Annotated in this window: 17 protein-coding genes; 9 read left to right on the top strand and 8 right to left on the bottom strand. The window is 60.3% G+C overall.

The window, feature by feature from the left end; all coding sequences use genetic code 11:
- Nucleotides 1-252 precede the first annotated feature (252 nt).
- From serS to C8264_RS12505, 3 genes are all read left to right on the top strand, one after another.
- Nucleotides 253-1581, top strand: coding sequence for a serine--tRNA ligase (gene serS, locus C8264_RS12515; RefSeq protein ID WP_108461321.1), 1329 nt, complete (start codon nucleotides 253-255; stop codon nucleotides 1579-1581).
- Nucleotides 1582-2352: a 5'/3'-nucleotidase SurE gene (surE, locus tag C8264_RS12510; protein ID WP_108461320.1), complete on the top strand. Its 771-nt coding sequence runs from the start codon at nucleotides 1582-1584 to the stop codon at nucleotides 2350-2352.
- A gap of 290 nt (nucleotides 2353-2642) precedes the next feature.
- Nucleotides 2643-3875: a M23 family metallopeptidase gene (locus C8264_RS12505; protein WP_162783613.1), complete on the top strand. Its 1233-nt coding sequence runs from the start codon at nucleotides 2643-2645 to the stop codon at nucleotides 3873-3875.
- Between the two features lie 173 nt (nucleotides 3876-4048).
- Here C8264_RS12505 and C8264_RS12500 read toward each other — a convergent pair whose 3' ends face one another.
- A complete protein-coding gene (locus tag C8264_RS12500) occupies nucleotides 4049-4921 on the bottom strand; it encodes an ATP-binding protein (protein ID WP_108461318.1) in 873 nt (290 codons plus the stop codon).
- Nucleotides 4922-5127: 206 nt separating this feature from the next.
- On the opposite strand from C8264_RS12500, the gene yajC reads away from it, so the two are divergent.
- The 4 genes from yajC to C8264_RS12480 all read left to right on the top strand — a co-directional run bounded on the left by yajC (nucleotide 5128) and on the right by C8264_RS12480 (nucleotide 9468).
- On the top strand, nucleotides 5128-5481 hold the full coding sequence (gene yajC / locus C8264_RS12495; protein WP_108461317.1) for a preprotein translocase subunit YajC: 354 nt from the start codon (nucleotides 5128-5130) through the stop codon (nucleotides 5479-5481).
- A gap of 60 nt (nucleotides 5482-5541) precedes the next feature.
- The gene (gene secD / locus C8264_RS12490) at nucleotides 5542-8088 is read left to right on the top strand and encodes a protein translocase subunit SecD (protein ID WP_108461316.1); all 2547 of its coding nucleotides are present in this window, start codon (nucleotides 5542-5544) and stop codon (nucleotides 8086-8088) included.
- 142 nt (nucleotides 8089-8230) lie between these two features.
- On the top strand, nucleotides 8231-8623 hold the full coding sequence (locus C8264_RS12485) for an Mth938-like domain-containing protein (RefSeq protein WP_108461315.1): 393 nt from the start codon (nucleotides 8231-8233) through the stop codon (nucleotides 8621-8623).
- Nucleotides 8623-9468: a phytoene/squalene synthase family protein gene (locus C8264_RS12480; RefSeq protein WP_108461314.1), complete on the top strand. Its 846-nt coding sequence runs from the start codon at nucleotides 8623-8625 to the stop codon at nucleotides 9466-9468. Before C8264_RS12485 ends, C8264_RS12480 begins: the two co-directional genes overlap by 1 nt.
- On the opposite strand, the gene trmFO is transcribed toward C8264_RS12480, so the two are convergent.
- Both trmFO and C8264_RS12470 read right to left on the bottom strand, forming a co-directional pair.
- A complete protein-coding gene (gene trmFO / locus C8264_RS12475; protein WP_108461313.1) occupies nucleotides 9465-10844 on the bottom strand; it encodes a methylenetetrahydrofolate--tRNA-(uracil(54)-C(5))-methyltransferase (FADH(2)-oxidizing) TrmFO in 1380 nt (459 codons plus the stop codon). The two genes, C8264_RS12480 and trmFO, sit on opposite strands and share 4 nt — an antisense overlap.
- 218 nt (nucleotides 10845-11062) lie before the next feature.
- Nucleotides 11063-11212 carry a DUF1127 domain-containing protein gene (locus tag C8264_RS12470; protein WP_074797262.1) on the bottom strand — a complete coding sequence of 50 codons (150 nt, stop codon included), beginning with the start codon at nucleotides 11210-11212 and terminating at the stop codon, nucleotides 11063-11065.
- Between the two features lie 510 nt (nucleotides 11213-11722).
- Between C8264_RS12470 and C8264_RS12465 the strand changes: the two genes are divergently transcribed.
- Nucleotides 11723-12220, top strand: coding sequence for a GyrI-like domain-containing protein (locus tag C8264_RS12465; RefSeq protein WP_108461312.1), 498 nt, complete (start codon nucleotides 11723-11725; stop codon nucleotides 12218-12220).
- Here the strand turns inward: C8264_RS12465 and aat are convergent.
- The 5 genes from aat to C8264_RS12440 all read right to left on the bottom strand — a co-directional run bounded on the left by aat (nucleotide 12204) and on the right by C8264_RS12440 (nucleotide 16169).
- Nucleotides 12204-12851 carry a leucyl/phenylalanyl-tRNA--protein transferase gene (gene aat / locus C8264_RS12460; protein ID WP_108461311.1) on the bottom strand — a complete coding sequence of 216 codons (648 nt, stop codon included), beginning with the start codon at nucleotides 12849-12851 and terminating at the stop codon, nucleotides 12204-12206. The genes C8264_RS12465 and aat overlap by 17 nt on opposite strands.
- Nucleotides 12852-12900: 49 nt before the next feature.
- Nucleotides 12901-14247: an acetyl-CoA carboxylase biotin carboxylase subunit gene (gene accC, locus C8264_RS12455; protein WP_108461310.1), complete on the bottom strand. Its 1347-nt coding sequence runs from the start codon at nucleotides 14245-14247 to the stop codon at nucleotides 12901-12903.
- A gap of 11 nt (nucleotides 14248-14258) precedes the next feature.
- Nucleotides 14259-14753, bottom strand: a complete 495-nt coding sequence (gene accB, locus C8264_RS12450) for an acetyl-CoA carboxylase biotin carboxyl carrier protein (RefSeq protein WP_108461309.1) — start codon at nucleotides 14751-14753, stop codon at nucleotides 14259-14261.
- Between the two features lie 34 nt (nucleotides 14754-14787).
- Entirely contained in the window at nucleotides 14788-15225 is a 438-nt protein-coding gene (gene aroQ, locus C8264_RS12445; protein ID WP_108461420.1) for a type II 3-dehydroquinate dehydratase, read from the bottom strand.
- Nucleotides 15226-15305: 80 nt separating this feature from the next.
- Entirely contained in the window at nucleotides 15306-16169 is an 864-nt protein-coding gene (locus C8264_RS12440) for a DsbA family protein (protein WP_108461308.1), read from the bottom strand.
- A gap of 44 nt (nucleotides 16170-16213) precedes the next feature.
- Here C8264_RS12440 and C8264_RS12435 point away from each other — a divergent pair, with 44 nt between their 5' ends.
- Nucleotides 16214-17479 carry a pyridoxal phosphate-dependent aminotransferase gene (locus C8264_RS12435; RefSeq protein ID WP_245893143.1) on the top strand — a complete coding sequence of 422 codons (1266 nt, stop codon included), beginning with the start codon at nucleotides 16214-16216 and terminating at the stop codon, nucleotides 17477-17479.
- The last annotated feature ends 41 nt before the right edge of the window (nucleotides 17480-17520 follow it).

Genomic DNA, 17520 nt, shown 5'->3' with positions numbered 1-17520 from the left:
CGTCATTCCCGCGAACGCGGGGAATCGCACGTCCCACCAATCGGGCATGAAACTCGATCCGTACCTTCCACCGGACAAATCCCTTCGCCCCTTTGGGGAGAGGGCTAGGGTGAGGGGGCGATCTCTCAGCTACATCCAGCGCCCGCCCTGCCACCTGAGCCAAACGGACAGTTTGGGGATTGCGGCCCATCCCCTTGCCCCTTAGACAATCCAGACCCCAATCAAGAGGCGGGCACCAACCCGTAGCAACCTATGTTCGATATCAAGTGGATCCGAGCCAACGCCGACGCCTTCGATGCTGCCGTTTCCCGGCGCAAGGGTGCTTCCGTGCGCGCTTCCGATCTCTTGGCCATCGATGACCGGCGCCGCGACATCATCGTTCGCCTCAATGACGCACAGGAAAAGCGCAATTCGCTCTCCAAGCAGATTGGCCAGGCCAAAGCCCAGAAGGACGAGGCCAAGGCACAGCAGTTGATGGCCGACGTTGCAGCGCTCAAGGAATTCATTCCACAGGGCGAGGCGGAAGAACGTGCCGTTGATGCCGAGCTTCGCAGCGCCCTTTCGGTGATCCCAAACCTGGTGTTCGACGATATCCCTGATGGGATCGATGAGCGCGATAACGTCGAATATTTTGGTCGCAACGGCACGGCTGAAACGGCCGCCAAGGCGCGTGCACCCAAGCCCAGCTTCAGCTTCGCTCCGAAAGAACACTATGAACTCGGCGAAGCCATGGGCCAGATGGACTTCGAAACCGCCGCCAAGCTCTCCGGCAGCCGCTTCGTGGTGCTGAAGGGGCAGGTGGCCCGGCTCGAACGCGCGCTCGGCCAGTTCATGCTCGATCTGCACACCAACGAGCACGGCTACACCGAGGTGCAGCCGCCTTTGCTGGTACGTGACGAGGCCCTGTTCGGCACCAACCAGCTGCCCAAGTTTGAAGACGATCTGTTTTTCACGCCACACGGCGAAAGCCGCTTGGCGCTGATCCCGACCGCCGAAGTACCGCTCACCAATTTCGTGCGCGAATCCATCCTCGCAGAAGAAGAACTGCCCCTTCGCCTCACGGCCTTGACCCCTTGTTTCCGCTCGGAGGCCGGCTCTGCCGGGCGTGACACGCGCGGCATGCTGCGCCAGCACCAGTTCAACAAGGTCGAGATGGTTTCCATCACCACGCCCGAAACGTCAGTGGACGAACACGAGCGCATGCTGGGTTGCGCCGAGGCCGTCTTGCAGAAGCTGGGTCTGCATTACCGCGTGATGAACCTCTGCACCGGCGACATCGGTTTCGGCGCCAAAAAGACTTATGACCTCGAAGTCTGGCTGCCGGGGCAAGATACCTATCGCGAGATTTCCTCGGTCTCGGTCTGCGGTGACTTCCAGGCCCGGCGCATGGATGCCCGCTATCGTCCGTCTGGCGAAAAGCAGCCGCCGCGCTTCGTGCACACGCTGAACGGCTCGGGCACAGCCGTTGGCCGTTGCCTGATCGCCGTGATGGAAAACTACCAGCAGGAAGACGGCTCGGTAGCGATCCCCGCAGTCTTGCAGCCCTATATGGGTGGCCTGAAATCCATCGGCGGCCGCTAGATGAGCCTGCGCATCCTCATCACCAATGATGATGGTGTGGATGCGCCCGGCATCGCCATCATGGCCGATATCGCGCGTAGCCTGAGTGAAGACGTCTGGATCGTTGCGCCGGACGGCAACCAATCCGGGGCAGGGCACCGCTTCACCCTCGGCCACGAGCTTGCGATAGACCAGCGCGACGCACGCACCTTCGCCGTGATCGGTGGTTCCCCCGCCGATTGCGTCGTCGCGGGGATGACCCATGTTCTCGGCAGTCACCCCGCCGATATCGTGCTGTCCGGCGTCAACGCCGGGCAGAACCTCGGGGACATCATCAACTGCTCAGGCACCGCCGCCGGTGCAAGGGAAGGGGCCCTGCAAGGCGCCATCGGCATCGCCATGAGCCAGGGCGTCAACTACGAGTACGGGCGGGAGGTTGACTGGTCCAACGCGCGTCACCACGGGCTTGCCGCCGCTCGCACCATCATCGCAGCTGCCGGCGCCGGCCGGGAGCACTACTACAACGTCAATTTCCCGTTCTGCAAACCCAGCGCGACCAAGGGCATCGAAGTCGTCCCTCACCAACGCTTCTCCCGCTCGCCGTTCCGCTATTATCCCAGCGACAACGCCGGCAAGTTCTTCGTAGCCATCCCGGACACGCCGCTGCCGCTCGATCGCGCTGCGGATTTCGAGGTAATGCGCCGCGACGGCTACATCACCGTCACCCCAATGCTCCTGCAGCAGACGGACATGGCGGTCGTCGAGCGCCTCAAAGGCACGCTCTCGCTTTAGTCCTCAGCTGCGCCAGCCGACCCCCAAATACCCGCACCCACCACGTCATTCCCGCGAAAGCGGGAATCCCACTTCCATTTCCTGCCAAGATCCGATTTCCCCTTTCGGGCACCCCCACCCTTAACCTTACCCATTCCAGAATCCGCTCTTCACGATTTTGCTCAAATCGCATTCGCCTTAAACTCGTCTTTACCTTACCGGCCTAAATTCAATCTCGTGTTGAGTACCTGCGTACGAGTAAGCTGATGAATATCCGCGTATGCCGTCGAGCGCCGAAAAGCGCCGTTGCAATGGCCGGTTTGGTAACTGCCGCTATTGCTCTTTCCGGGTGTTCCAGCCTGGGTAGTCGCGCCTTCAGCGACAATACCACCACCGGCTCGGTGCAGCAGTCGGCACCACCCCCCATGAACCAGAGCATGCCATCCAGCCTCGGCGCGCCGCAGGCCATGGTTGCCGAAAATCAGTTCCTGCCACCAGCGCCCCTGGGCAATGGCGGCATGTGGAACAGTCAGCCTGCGGCGCAACCCGCATGGAACCAGCCATCTCCAGCGGCCTATTCTCAGCCGCTGGCGCCCCTGCAGACGGGCGGCTCAACGCCCTCCGTCCAGTCCCAAGACCTTCCAGTATTGAGTTCCTCGTCCCAGGGATCCCTTCCACCCATGCAAGCACAGCCCGCTTTTGCATCGGCCGCCCCGATGCCGTCCCCCGCCACCCTTGGCAGCCTTCCCACCAACAGTTCCGTGCCGACCATTGCGTCGACGCCAACACCGGCGCCATCTGCCGCAGGCGGCACCTTCAAACACACCATCGCCAGCGGCGAGTCGCTCTACACCATCGCCCGCCGCTATGAAGTGACGACCCAGGCGATCGTTCAGGCAAATGGCCTGTCCTCGCCCGACAAGATCGTCGTCGGCCAGTCGGTGATTATTCCAGGCCGTGCTGATCTGCTCGCGGCCAAGGCACCAACACAGGTCGCCAGCGCGACGCCAGCGGCGATGCCGGTGCCTGCGCAGCAGACCTTGCCGGCTGCGACACCTAATACCTTGCAGCAGAGTGCTGTCGCTCCTGCCGCGGCACCTGCACCACAAGCTGCTCCGGCTCCTGCCGCTCCGACGCAGGTGGCGACCGCTCCAGCAAACGAGCCCGTGGCATCGGGCAGCGACAAGTTCCGCTGGCCTGTCAGCGGGCGCATCCTGACCGATTTCGCCTCGTCCAAGGGCACCGGCATCAATATCGAGGCGTCCGAAGGCTCCGCCGTCAAGGCTGCCGAGAACGGCACCGTGATCTATGTCGGCTCGGGCGTTGAGGGTTATGGCAATCTGGTCCTGATCCGCCATCCCAATGGCTACGTGTCCGCCTATGCGCATCTCGGCTCGATGAGCGTCACCAAGGGCGCCAATGTTGCCCGCGGCGACACTATCGGTGCGGCCGGCATGACCGGCTCGGTCACCAAGCCGCAACTGCACTTCGAACTGCGCAAGGGCGCGACCCCGGTCGATCCAGTGCCGCTGCTCGCAAGCTGACTGCCAGAACTACGGAGTGAGACCCCCGCGAAAGCGGGGGTTTTGCGTTTGAGGATGTCCCGCAGAACAGATTGACTCAGCAGACCTCATGGTGAGCCTGTCGAACCACGAGGTCGTGGCACCCAGGCCCCCACTCGCTCGATCTCACCTGAGGTCCATCGAAGAAATTCACCTTACGCGCGCTTCCCCAATTCACCGGCCAGCGTCCGCACCAGTTGCACCGCCACGCGCCCCGAACGCGCACCACGTGTGGCTGCCCATTCGATAGCCCGCGCGCGTAGCGTCTCATCGTCGATTTCGAGTCCGAAATGGTCGGCATAGGCCCGCACCATGGTCAGGAATGTCGGCTGGTCGCAATTGTGGAACCCCAGCCACAGTCCGAACCGGTCCGACAGCGATACCTTTTCCTCGACTGCCTCGCCCGGGTTGATAGCCGTCGAACGCTCGTTCTCGATCATGTCGCGCGGCATGAGATGGCGCCGATTCGATGTCGCGTAGAACAGCACGTTGTCCGGCCGCCCCTCGAGCCCGCCATCCAGAATCGTCTTGAGCGATTTGTAGCTGGTTTCGCCATTGTCGAAGCTGAGGTCGTCGCAGAACACGATAAACCGCGCCTGCTCCTGTCCAATCCGGCGCATCAGGGCAGGGAGGGTGTCGAGGTCCTCCCGCGCGATCTCGATCAGCACCAGGCGCTCGAAGCCGTCGCGCTCCGCGATGTCGCCATGGATGGCCTTGACCAGCGAACTCTTGCCCATGCCGCGAGCGCCCCACAGCAGCGCGTTGTTCGCGCCATGCCCGCGGGCAAACTGTTCCGTGTTGCGTAGCAGGATGTCCTGAACGGCATCGATCCCCTTGAGCATTGCCAGTGGCATGCGGCTGACGACCGGCACAGCCATCAACACTCCGGCATCACCATCCCAATGATAGGCATCGGCATCGCTCAGAACCGGAATCGGTTTCTCAGCCCCCGGAACCAACGTCTTGAGTGAGCTTGCGATTTCCGCCAGCGTTGCGGCGATCTCGGCGAGGTGGTCTTTGCTGGTCAATGTCGTCAAATCCTATGGTCGGCGCGGCAATTTGCGACCCCCGGAATGGCTTTGCAATCAGATGGGTGCAAATGTATAGTCCGGCCGATTTTGACCGGGGCGCAAGTGCAGCTAGCCCCATATGCGTCCAGTGGCCTTGATAGACGATGCTGGTGCCTGGCGCTGTCCCTCAATAAACCCAAGAAGAAAAACAAGGAACTCGCCTCATGTTTGTAACGCCCGCTTTTGCCCAGGCAGCCGGCGCCCCCTCCACGGGTGGCGGTATCACCGATATTTTCATCCAGCTCATGCCCATCCTGCTGCTGGTGGTGATTTTCTGGCTCTTGATCTTCCGCCCTCAGCAGAAGCGTCTCAAGGCACAGCAGGCGATGCTTTCGGCCATCCGTCGTGGCGACACCGTGGTCACCACCGGCGGCATCGTCGGCAAGGTGACCAAGGCTGTTGATGGCGAAGACCTCGAGGTCGAAATCGCCCAGGGCGTCAAGGTGAAGCTGGTACGCGGCATGATCAGCGACGTGCGCTCCAAGGCCGAGCCGGTCAACGACAACAAGCCTGCCTAACGCAGCCTCCGCCTTTCGCCGGAGCCCACGGGCTCCGGTTTTTCCGTTCAGGACCTATCCATGCAGTTCTCGCCGATCCGCACCGCAATCATCGCCTTCGTCGCTCTAATGGGCGTGCTCTTTGCCGTTCCCAGCTTCCTGCCGGAAAACGTGCGCGACGCCTGGCCGGGCTTCCTGCCGAAGCAGACCGTGGTGCTGGGGCTTGATTTGCAGGGCGGCTCGCATCTGCTGCTTCAGGTCAACGAGGAAGGCATCGTCTCCGAGCGCCTGCAAGGGCTGCGCCGCGACGTCCGCAATACTCTGGCGAACCAGAACGGCATCGGCAATCTCATCACCACCGATGAAGCCGCCAATTCCCTGACTATCGAGCTGACCGATCCTTCCCAGAAGGACGCGGCGCGCACCGCCGTCCAGGCGCTGCAAAATACCGTCAGTAATTCCCTGATCGCCGTCGGCGGCGTCAATGAGCTCGCGTTCGGCGAAACACCTGACGGCAAGCTGACCGTCTCCCTTACGCCTGAAGGCATCGAGCAGCGCATGTCCGCGCTCGTCGCTCAGTCGATCGAAGTTATCCGTAACCGCGTCGACGAACTGGGTACCACCGAGCCCTCCATCCAGCGCCAGGGCACCAACCGCATTCTCGTACAGGTCCCCGGCTTCGGCGATTCGACACGCCTCAAGAACATTATTTCCCAGACAGCGCGCCTGACCTTCCACATGGTCTACCCCGGCATGACCGCAGCCCAGGCTCAGGCCCAGGGACTGCCGGCTGGCACGATGATCCTGCCTTCGCAGGATGGCGGCGAAGAGCTGCTTTATGAGGACGTCGCGCTCGGTGGCGAGTCGCTGGTCGACGCACAGCCAAGCTACGACCAGCAACGCGCCATGCCTGTCGTCAGCTTCCGGCTGGATACCCGCGGCGCCGTTACCTTCGGGCAGATCACGTCCTCCAATGTCGGCCAGCGCTTCGCTATTGTGCTCGACAACTCCGTTGTCACCGCGCCGGTTATTCAGTCTCCCATCACCGGAGGCACCGGGCAGATTAGCGGTGATTTCACCACCGCAACTGCCAACGATCTTGCCGTGCTGCTCCGCGCCGGCGCCTTGCCCGCCAGCCTCGACATCATTGAAGAGCGCACCGTCGACGCCAGCCTTGGTGCCGATTCGATCCAGCATGGTTTGACGGCAGGTATCGTTGCCTCCGTGCTGGTCATTGCCTTCATGGTCGTTGCCTATGGCCTCTGGGGCGTCTTCGCCAATATCTCGCTGATCCTCAATATCGTGCTGATCTTTGGCGCGCTCTCCATGCTTGGTGCAACGCTCACTCTGCCCGGTATTGCCGGCATCGTGCTCACCATCGGCATGGCCGTCGACGCAAACGTGCTGATCTACGAGCGCATGCGTGAGGAGCAGAAGGCTGGCAAATCGCCCCTGCAGGCGATCAATGCGGGCTTCGAGCGTGCGTGGGGCACCATTGTCGATTCGCACCTGACCCAGCTCATTGCGGCAATCGTACTCTACTTCCTGGGCTCCGGCCCGGTGCAGGGCTTCGCTGTCACGCTGGGCCTCGGCATCCTGACGTCACTCTTCACGTCCTACACGGTGACGCTCTATTTCGTGGGCATGTGGTATCGCAACAAGCGGCCCAAGACCCTCAAGATCCAGCATTTCCGCTTCATTCCGGACGGCACCAAAATACCGTTCATGAAGATCTCGCGCTATGTGATCGCGTTCTCCATCGTCGCGAGCCTGCTCTCCATCGGGTCGGCCTATTTCAAGGGCTTCAATCTGGGCATCGACTTCGTGGGCGGCACGGCCATTGTCATCCAGCATGAAGATGGCCCGGCCGACGTTGGTAGCGTACGCGAGCTTCTGGCTGATCTCGAACTGGGCGAAGTGCAGGTTCAGGGCTTCGGTACCCCCGAAGACGTTCTGGTACGTGTGCAGGCCCAGGAAGGCGGCCAGGATGCTGACCAGGCTGCCGTAACCAAGGTCCGTGATGCTTTGGCTACGGAGAACTACACCGTCCGCAGTACGGAGGCCGTTAGCGGCACCGTGTCTGGGGAGCTGGCCTGGAAGGGCGCCATTGCGGTTATCGTCGCTCTTGCCGCGATCCTGATCTACATCTGGTTCCGCTTCGAATGGCAGTTCGCCCTGGCAGCGGTGACCACGACGACGCACGACATCATCATGACCATCGGTCTGTTCTCCATAACGGGGCTCGAGTTCAACTTGACCTCGATTGCGGCGGTGCTGACTCTTGTGGGTCTGTCACTGAACGAAACGGTGGTGGTTTCCGACCGCGTTCGTGAAAACCTGCGAAAACATCGAAAGATGCCACTGCCTGACCTGATCGATCTGTCGATCAACCAGACCATCGTGCGTACGTCCTTGACGCAGTTCACCGTGTTCCTGGCCCTAATTCCGCTGGTTATCTTTGGCGGCGAGGTCATCCGCAGTTTCACCATCGCCATGACCTTCGGCTCGCTGGTGGGCATGTATTCCTCGATTATCGTCAACGGACCGATCCTGATCAATTTCGGCCTCAAGTCGCGCTCTGAACAGGATGATCTGCCCGCAAAAACCGCGGACGGTGCATCGGTATAAGTATTGCTCACACACCGGGTCATTCCCGCGAAAGCGGGAATCCCACTTTGGTGTCGAAGAGAAATGAGATTCCCGCCTTCGCGGGAATGACGCGGAGGGTCCGGAACCAGACCAAACCCCGCCCGTTCCCGCCAAACTATGGATGCACACAGTGAACGACACCGGGCACTATCCATACCAGGTCGGCATCGACGCCTATGGCAATGGCGGCTTCCGTTTCGCGGGCATGTCGCACCGTGGGTCCCTGTTATGCTTGCCAACCGGCATGCACGCCTGGGCGGCTACCACGCCGGCCGAGATCACCCGAGAATCACTGGAACGGGTCTTTGCCGCGGCTGATCAGATCGATGTACTGCTGATCGGCTTGGGCCCGGGCGTTGCGGCTTTCCCAAAGGCGCTGCGCGAAGAACTTCGTGAACGCAGGATCATCGTGGAAGCGATCGGAACTGGTGGCGCCGTGCGCACCTACAACGTGCTGCTCGCCGAGGAGCGGGCCGTCGCCGCAGCCTTGCTTGCGGTCGAGAGTGTGCGCTGATGGCTGAAGGCAGCTACGCTCATGCGGCCGAGGCGCTGCGGGCAGGCGACCATGACCGCTATCTTTCAACGCTGGTCCTTAGCGGCCAACATCGTGACGCCGTCACCGCGCTTTACGCCTTCAACGCAGATATCGCCGCCATTCGCGAGCGCGTCAGCAATCCCGCGCCGGGCGAAGTCCGCCTGCAATGGTGGAGTGACGCCCTAACCGGCGAAGGCCACGGTGCAGTTCGGCAGAACCCGGTCGCCGATGCGTTGCTCGACAGCATCCAGCGCTACAACATACCGACCGGAACGCTGTTGCGCCTGATCGGCGCCCGCCGCTTCGATCTCTACGATGACCCGATGCCGGACCTTGAAACCTTCGAAGGCTATGCCGGGGAAACCAATTCGACGCTCTATCAATTGGCCGCGATGATTCTCAATGACGGCGCAATGGTAGAGACCGGCGACGCCGCCGGGCACCTCGGCGTGGCCCACGCCATGATCGGTCATCTACGAGCTTTGGATTACGTCTCGTCTCAAGGCCGCATCATGCTCCCCTGGACCATCATGGAGGCCAATGGCGTGCGCGAGACAGAGTTGTTTTCGCGCACCGACAGTGAAGGTCTGCAGGCTGCTTTGGGCCAGATCAGTGAATTGGCGAGCATGCACCTGGGCAAAGCTGAGGCAGCTATCAAGCTGCTTCCCGGCAAACTCAAAGCAGGCTTTGCCATGCTTCCCGTCCTGCGACACCAACTGGATCAGATCGACCAGCGAAACAGCTCCCCCTTCGAGCCCCTGCCAGAGGAGCCCGATTGGCGCAAAATCGCCCGCATGACCTGGTGGGCATTCCGGAACCGCTAGGCCCAGGCTTTCAGGTCCTCCAGCGCCCGAGACGTAATCGCCTTGCGCTTGGCCATGGTTTTATCGTTGCCACGCCAGCGGGTAACCCCTTCCGGCCGTGTGATGCTCACCTCCGGAAACAGCCCAAAATTGACGTTCATCGGCTGAAAACTGCGAGCCCCGCTATAGCCCTCGGCCTCAATATGACCCCCCGTGATATGGTCAACCAGTGCGCCCAGCGCCGTAGTGCGCGGTGGCGTTGCCATCGGTTCGCCGCGCGCGTCGGCCGCTGCCAATCGCCCGGTAATCAGGCCAATCGCCGCACTCTCGACATATCCTTCCACGCCCGTGACCTGGCCGGCAAATCGGATGCGCGGGTCAGCCTTGAGCTTGAGATCCGGCCCCAGAACCTTGGGCGAGTTGAGGAACGTGTTGCGGTGCAGCCCGCCCAACCGGGCGAATTGCGCATTCTCCAGGCCGGGGATCATGCGGAAAATCTCGGCCTGAATGCCGTAGCGCATCTTGGTCTGGAAGCCGACCATGTTCCACAAAGTGCCCAAGGCATTGTCCTGCCGCAATTGCACAATGGCGTAGGACTTTACAGTCGGATCGCGCGGATTGGTCAGGCCAACTGGCTTCATCGGCCCGTGGCGCAAAGTTTCCACGCCTCGCTCAGCCATCACCTCAATCGGCAGGCACCCATCGAAGTAAGGCACCTTTTCCCAGTCCTTGAACTCGTGCAGCGGCGCGGTCTTCAGCGCCTCGACAAATGCAAAGTACTGATCCTTGTTCATCGGGCAGTTGAGGTAGTCAGCCCCCGTGCCGCCTGGGCCGGCCTTGTCATAGCGCGACTGCGCCCAGACAATGTCCATATTGATGCTGTCGTAGTGCACGATCGGTGCAATGGCATCGAAGAACGCCAGCGAGTCTTCCCCGGTCTTCTCTAGGATGGCCTCCGCCAGGGCGGGCGAGGTCAATGGCCCCGTGGCGATGATGACGTTGTCCCATTCTGCAGGGGGCAGGCCGGGGACCTCCTCACGCGCCATGGTGATGTTGGGATGGTTCTCGATGGCCCGGGTAACCTCGGCTGAGAAGCCGTGCCGGTCGACCGCCAGAGCGCCACCCGCGGGCAGCTTGTGCTGGTCAGCCGCGCGCATGATCAGCGAGCCGCAGCGGCGCATCTCTTCATGCAGAAGTCCGACGGCATTGTGCTCATGATCGTCCGAGCGGAAACTGTTGGAGCACACCAGCTCGGCCAGGCTATCGGTCTGGTGAGCGTCGGTGCCGCGTACCGGGCGCATTTCGTGGAGGATGACTTTGGCGCCGGCTTCGGCCGCCTGCCAGGCAGCTTCAGAGCCGGCAAGACCGCCGCCGATGATATGGATGATTTTGGACATGATGGGCAGATACCAAGCCGGTCATGTTGAGGCAATCACTCGTTTAGCCCGCACCCTAGTGAAGCTCTCAACGTTAGCACTATGCTAACGAAAAGCAGCTTTCACGGGCAATGTGTGACATCGGGGTCGAACGTCATATTACGCATAGAAAAACACCCGCATCTCAAAGAGAAGCGGGTGTTCGAAATGCCAGTTCTGAAAGATCAGTGGAGCAAGTCTTAGAGGCCAGCAGCATGATCGCGCGCAATGCGATTGATGTCGGTGCGCGAAATGCCCAGATCGTTGAGCTGACGATTGTCGAGAGCGGCAAGCTCACGAACGGTTTGCTGGTAGGCTGCCCACTTCTTGAAAGTCTTACGAATGTCCATTTGTAGTCTCCTGTCGTTTACGGGTTCATATTTAGGGCAGCACTCACCGTATGAGCAGGTAGTCTTTGGTCAAACGCGCCATGCATTCTACGCGGGTCTCTGGGAGCGGCCGTTCACCTTCCGTTAAGACGAGCGGCCGCCGGAAGAAAATCCGGCGGCCACTAGGAAAATACCGGCGAGCTTACTCAGCGATCAAACAGCGCTCGCGTCATCTTGGAAAAATCGGGCCCGTAATGCCCAGCAAATCTGCATCCCTCGTTGAGGGCACATCCATTTCCCGCAAAGTCTGACGGATATCAACCAGACGCTTCACACGCCATACCGCGCGCACGAACATGGGTCGCCCTCCTGGGCCATGGATAGAACTCCCGCAACCATGATGCATTTCCCGCCCTCCCGCCATTCCGCCTGTTTTCATCTCAATCATGCATCTCACGCATGGCAAAATTCTCTGCCTCCCGTGTCGAATTCCCGCGCGCTCATTCGTCTTGATCTGCAAAGGAGAAAGCAATGCTGACACTGCCAAAGGTAATAGAGCGTTCGGTTCAACCCTACGCCTACATGAATTTCACGGTTCGAATGGACCAGATGCAGACCCCTGCAACGACAGGGTTTCCTGCCATCTTTGCCCATTTGGCAGAGCATGGAATAGACCCAGTTGGACCGGCGTTCTACAACTACCGGCGGATCAATATGTCGGACACGCTTGATGTAGAAGCCGGAGTGCCAGTGCGTGAGCCGGGGCAGGGCACTGACAAGATCCAATTTGGTACCCTGCCGGCCGGCCGCTATGCCGCCCTGACCTGGTTTGGTCACCCCGACAAACTCGAACCCGCCACCGCTGTACTCATCGGGTGGACCCGCCTGATGCAAATGCCCTTCGACATGGAAGAACGCGCCGGCAGTGATCACTTCGCGTGCCGATTAGAGATCTACGAAACTGATCCCCAGGAAGAACCTGATATGGAGGAATGGGTTACTCACCTGGAGTTCAAGCTGAAGGGCTGATGTTAAGCTTGTCCCAGGCATTCCAGTCGGCTTCGAGTTGAAGAGCGTCCGCAAGGCGCTCTTCATATTCGGCGCGCGGGATCTCCACTCCGCCAAGGGACTCCAGATGATCGGTAATGAACTGTGTGTCGAGCAGAACGAAGCCTCCGGCATTGAGGCGCTCAACAAGGTGCGCCATCGCCATCTTGCTGGCGTTTGTTTTGCGATGGAACATGGATTCGCCGAAAAAGGCACCGCCGATCGCTAACCCGTAGAGACCGCCAACTAGTTGGTCACCTTCCCAAACTTCTACAGTATGGGCGACCCCGCGGCGGAACAGCTCACCATAGACGGACCTGATGGTTTGGTTGATCCACGTCGAGTGCCGATCCTCGCCAACTGTGGCGCACCCCTTGATGACCGCGTCGAAGTCCGTGTCCACCTTGATGGTATACGGTGACTTGCGAATGGCCTTGCGTAAGCTGCTCGAGAGGTGAAAGCCGTCGAGCGGAATGATGCCGCGCAGCTCTGGGCTGACCCAGAACAGGTCTTCATCCGTCGCGTCTTCGGCCATGGGGAAAATGCCGGCCCGATAGGCTCGGATGATGAGCTCGGGGGTAATTTCGATATCGAAAGGGCTGGGCTTGGACATGGGCTGTGTTGCGTAGAAAAGCGAAAGGGCGCAGAGCGCCCCTTCAAGTTCAGACCTTGTTCTCGGCCAGGTATTTTTCCAGCCAGTGAATGTCGTAATTTCCTGCCAGAATATCCGGCTCGCGAATGAGCCTCTGGAACAGCGGCAGGGTGGTCTTGATACCATCCACCACAAACTCATCGATCGCACGGCGCAGGCGCTGCAGGCACTCGTCGCGCGTACGGCCATAGACGATCAGCTTGCCGATCAGAGAGTCGTAGTAGGGCGGGATCTTGTAGCCCTGGTACACGGCAGAATCCACGCGGACGCCAACGCCGCCGGCCGGGTGATAGAAGGTTATCGTTCCCGGGGAAGGAGCAAAGGTTTGAGGGTCTTCGGCGTTGATGCGAACTTCGATGGCGTGGCCTAAAAATCCCACATCCGACTGGCGCATCGACAGCGGCTCGCCTGATGCTACGCGAATTTGCTCATAGACAATATCGATGCCAGTGATGCGTTCGGTAACGGGATGCTCGACCTGCAAACGGGTGTTCATCTCGATGAAATAGAATTCACCGTTCTCGTATAAAAACTCGATGGTGCCAGCACCCGAGTATTTCAGCTTGCGCATGGCCGCGGCACAGATTTCGCCGATCTTGTCGCGTTCCTCGGCCGAAATCGTGGGGCCACCAGCCTCTTCCCAGACCTTCTGGTGCCGGCGCTGCAGCGAGCAGTCACGCACACCGAGGTGCACGGCATTGCCTTGGCCGTCGCCGAGCACCTGCACTTCGATGTGCCGCGGTTTGCCGAGGTATTTTTCCATGTAGACGGAATCATTGCCGAACGCGGCCTTGGCTTCCGTACGGGCTGTTGACCACGCCTCAAGCAGATCCTTTTCGGTCTTCGCGACCTTCATGCCCCGGCCGCCACCACCAGCCGTCGCCTTGATCAGGACTGGGTAGCCGATCTCGGAAGCGGTCTGCAGTGCATCGGCGTCGGATTCAACAGCACCGGCTGAGCCGGGAACCACCGGAATGCCGAGTTCCACAGCGGTTTTCTTGGCGGTAATCTTGTCGCCCATGATCTCGATATGGTGCGACGAGGGACCGATGAAGGTGACCTTGTGCTCGGTGAGAATCTTGGCGAAACGAGCGTTTTCCGACAGGAAGCCGTATCCCGGATGCACAGCATCGGCGCCGGTGATCTCACATGCCGCCATGATGGACGGAATGTTGAGGTAGCTGTCCTTGGCCGCAGGTGGCCCAATGCAGACGCTCTCGTCTGCCAGCCGAACGTGCATGGCATTAGCGTCTGCCGTCGAGTGCACGGCGACGGTCTGGATGCCGAGCTCCTTGCAGGCGCGCAGGATACGCAGGGCGATTTCGCCGCGATTGGCGATCAGGACCTTCTGGAACATGAAGTTCCCCCTTACTCGATGACGACGAGAGGCTCGCCGTATTCCACCGGCTGGGCATCCTGTACCAGGATGCGCGTGACGGTGCCCGAGCGGTGCGCGGGTATCTGGTTCATCGTCTTCATCGCTTCGATGATGAGCAGTGTCTGGCCTTCGCTGACCTTGGCGCCAACGTCGACGAATGGCGGCTTGCCAGGTTCAGGAGAGCGGTAAGCGGTGCCAACCATGGGCGAGGTGAGGGTGCCCGGATTGGACGCGAGGTCCTCGACCGCGGCGGGCGCCGCCGCTGGCACCGAGCCAGCCGGGGCGATGGAAGCTGGCGCTGCCTGTGGTGCGGCATGCAGGTACTGCGGCGGAGCAGCGTAGGTCACGCCTTCATTGGCGTAGGAGCGCGTCACGCGAACTCGGAAATCTTCCTGCTCGATCTCGATTTCGGCGAGATTTTCCTTGTTGAGGAGTTCTGCAATGGCTCGGATCAGATCTTGATCCACTTGCGATGACTTGGTCATTCTTGTTGGTCTCCCGCGTGCTACGCGTTGATCTTTATTGAAGCTTTTCGGCAAGTGCTATGAGCGACAGTCTATACCCGGTGACCCCGAAGCCGCAAATGACACCAGCAGCAACGGCCGACACATAGGAATGGTGCCGGAATGCTTCGCGCTGGTGGATGTTGCTGAGATGCACCTCTGCCACTGGCAATCCAACCGCCTTGAGTGCGTCATGAATAGCCACGGAAGTGTGCGAGTATGCAGCCGGGTTGATAAGGATCGCATCGGCGCTTGTTTGCGCCTGCTGAATCCATGTCACCAGTTCACCCTCATGGTTGGACTGGCGAAAGTCGATGCTCAGCCCAAGTTCGTCGCCGGTGGCCCGGCACAAAGCCTCCACATCCCCAAGCGTGTGGGCGCCGTAGATTCCAGGCTCGCGGGTGCCGAGCATGTTGAGGTTCGGCCCGTTTAGGACAAGAACGCGTTTTGACATGATTTTTGCCTTGTGCACCGGCGGATTGGGCTGCTGCAAGCCCGGTTATATGAAATGCACTGAAAAGGCAAAACCTGAGACTAGCCGTTGCATTGCGTTTCGCCACATGCGCGCATGTTGGCGATGCGGCTACGCAGTTCATCCACGCCGATCGCGCCCGGAATAATCTCGTTGCCGATGATATAGGTCGGCGTGCCGGTGATGTTCAGCGCCTTGGCTATTTCATAGGAAGTCTGGATGGACTGCGCCACGCCCTCGCTACCCATGTCCAGTTCCAGGCTTACTGGGCTAAGGCCCAACTCGGCCGCCGCATCGAGCGCCACTTTCTTGTCCACTTGCCCGCGGCTCGTAAACAGCGCCTCGTGGAACGCCCAATAGTCCACGTCAGACTCGCCGACCAGTACGGCCACGCGCGCAGCGTCGATTGATTCGTTCGACAGGATCGGAAATTCCTTGAGGACGATGCGCAGGTTCGGATCCTCTGCCAAGAGGGCCGCCGTGTCCGGCAGTGCCGCGCGACAGTAACCGCAATTGTAATCGAAGAACTCGACCAGCGTGACGTCGCCTTCGGGGTTCCCGAGTACGACCTGCTTGGGATCGTTGAAGATTTTTTCATGCATCGAAGCAATGGCCGTGGTCGCCGCCGAACGCTCTTCCGCCTGCAGCGTCGAATCGAGCGCCACGGACATGCGCTGCAGAATTTTGGGATCGCCCATGAGATAGGATTCGATCATCGGATTGAGCGTCGTCGCATCGATCGGCTTCGTTTCCGCCACAGGTGCGGCCGTCGCACGCTTGAGATCATATTCACTGATCGCCTGATCGATCAGCGTCTGAACCGCCGCTGTATCCGTCTGGGGGGCGGGCCTGTTTATCAGGGAATATCCAAGCCCCCCGGCCAAAATACCCACCAGGGCAACAAGGGCTAGAGTGACGCGCGACATGGATTTGAACTCCCAGACAATCGGTGACCTGCTCCTAGCAGACCTTGTGCCAGATTATCAGGGGGGTGCAAAGGCAAGGCTACTCGAGGGATCAATTGTTGTTGAGAGCGAAGCACGAACGGGATAGGCCATCTTTATCTCGCGACAAGCTCAGGAAAAAAACCGTGACCAGCACGTCGGCCGATGGCTTGATGCCCTTCCATGCAATGGAAATTCTCAAGCGCGCGAAGGCCATTGAGGCCAGCGGACGCACCGTGTGTCACCTCGAGGTGGGCGAGCCCGGCTCGCCTCCGGCGCCTCGGGTTATCGAAGCGGTTGCCAAGGCGCTGCCGCAGGCGCAGGGCTACACCAACGCCAAAGGTCTGGCAGAGCTGCGCGAAGGGCTGGCGGGCTACTATGCCCATCAGCATGGCGTAGCGGTTGATCCAGATGCGATCCTTGCCACGATGGGATCGTCTGCGGGCTTCATCATCGCCTTCCATGCGGCTTTCAAGCCAGGCGCACGGATTGCCATTACGCGGCCGGGCTATCCAGCTTATGTGAACACGCTGCTTGGCCTGGGTTTTGCGATAGCCGAGATCCCGGTGACGGCTGAGAACGGTTGGAAACTGACTGGTGCGGACATTGTCGCAGCACACGCCGCAGAGCCATTCGATGGGATGCTGTTTGCGAGCCCCGCCAATCCTACCGGCGCGGCTGTGGACCGGGAGCAGATGGGCGATATTGTTGTGACCTGCAAACGGCTTGGCGTTCGGCTGATCTCGGATGAGATCTATCATGGGCTGGACTATCGCGGCCCGTCGGTGAGTGCGCTTGAGCTGACGCGGGAGGCCATCGTTATCAACAGCTTCTCGAAATATTACTGCATGACGGGGTGGCGCATCGGCTGGATGGTGTTGCCAGATGAACTGGTGCGGCGGGCCGAGATTCTGCAGCAAAACCTGTTTATTTCTGCTCCGACTCTGAGCCAGATCGCAGCAACTGTGGCGCTCGGTGAGCGGGAGTACTCCGAACAACAGAAGGCGGGATACGCGGCAAATCGGGGTTTGCTTAATGACGGACTGGCTTCATTGGGTTTTCATATGGGTAGCCCGTCCGACGGAGCCTTCTATGCCTATGCCGACATCTCTCGTTTCTCGAATGACTCGATGAGCTTTTGTGAGGCGATGCTCGATGAGGCTGGAGTGGCGGCGACGCCGGGGGTGGATTTTGACCGGGTAGGGGGCAACCGATATGTGCGGTTTTCCTATGCCGGCAAGCAGGAAACGGTTGACGTCGCGCTGGAGCGCATGCGCGCATTCCTGAAGTAAGTCACTGGTACAGAACGAAAAAAGGCGGCCCGCGAAGGCCG

It is taken from the genome of Devosia naphthalenivorans (assembly GCF_003056355.1).
GTDB lineage: Bacteria > Pseudomonadota > Alphaproteobacteria > Rhizobiales > Devosiaceae > Devosia > Devosia naphthalenivorans.
Note: the sequence above shows the minus strand (reverse complement) of the source record. Positions and strands in the feature narration are given on the sequence as shown.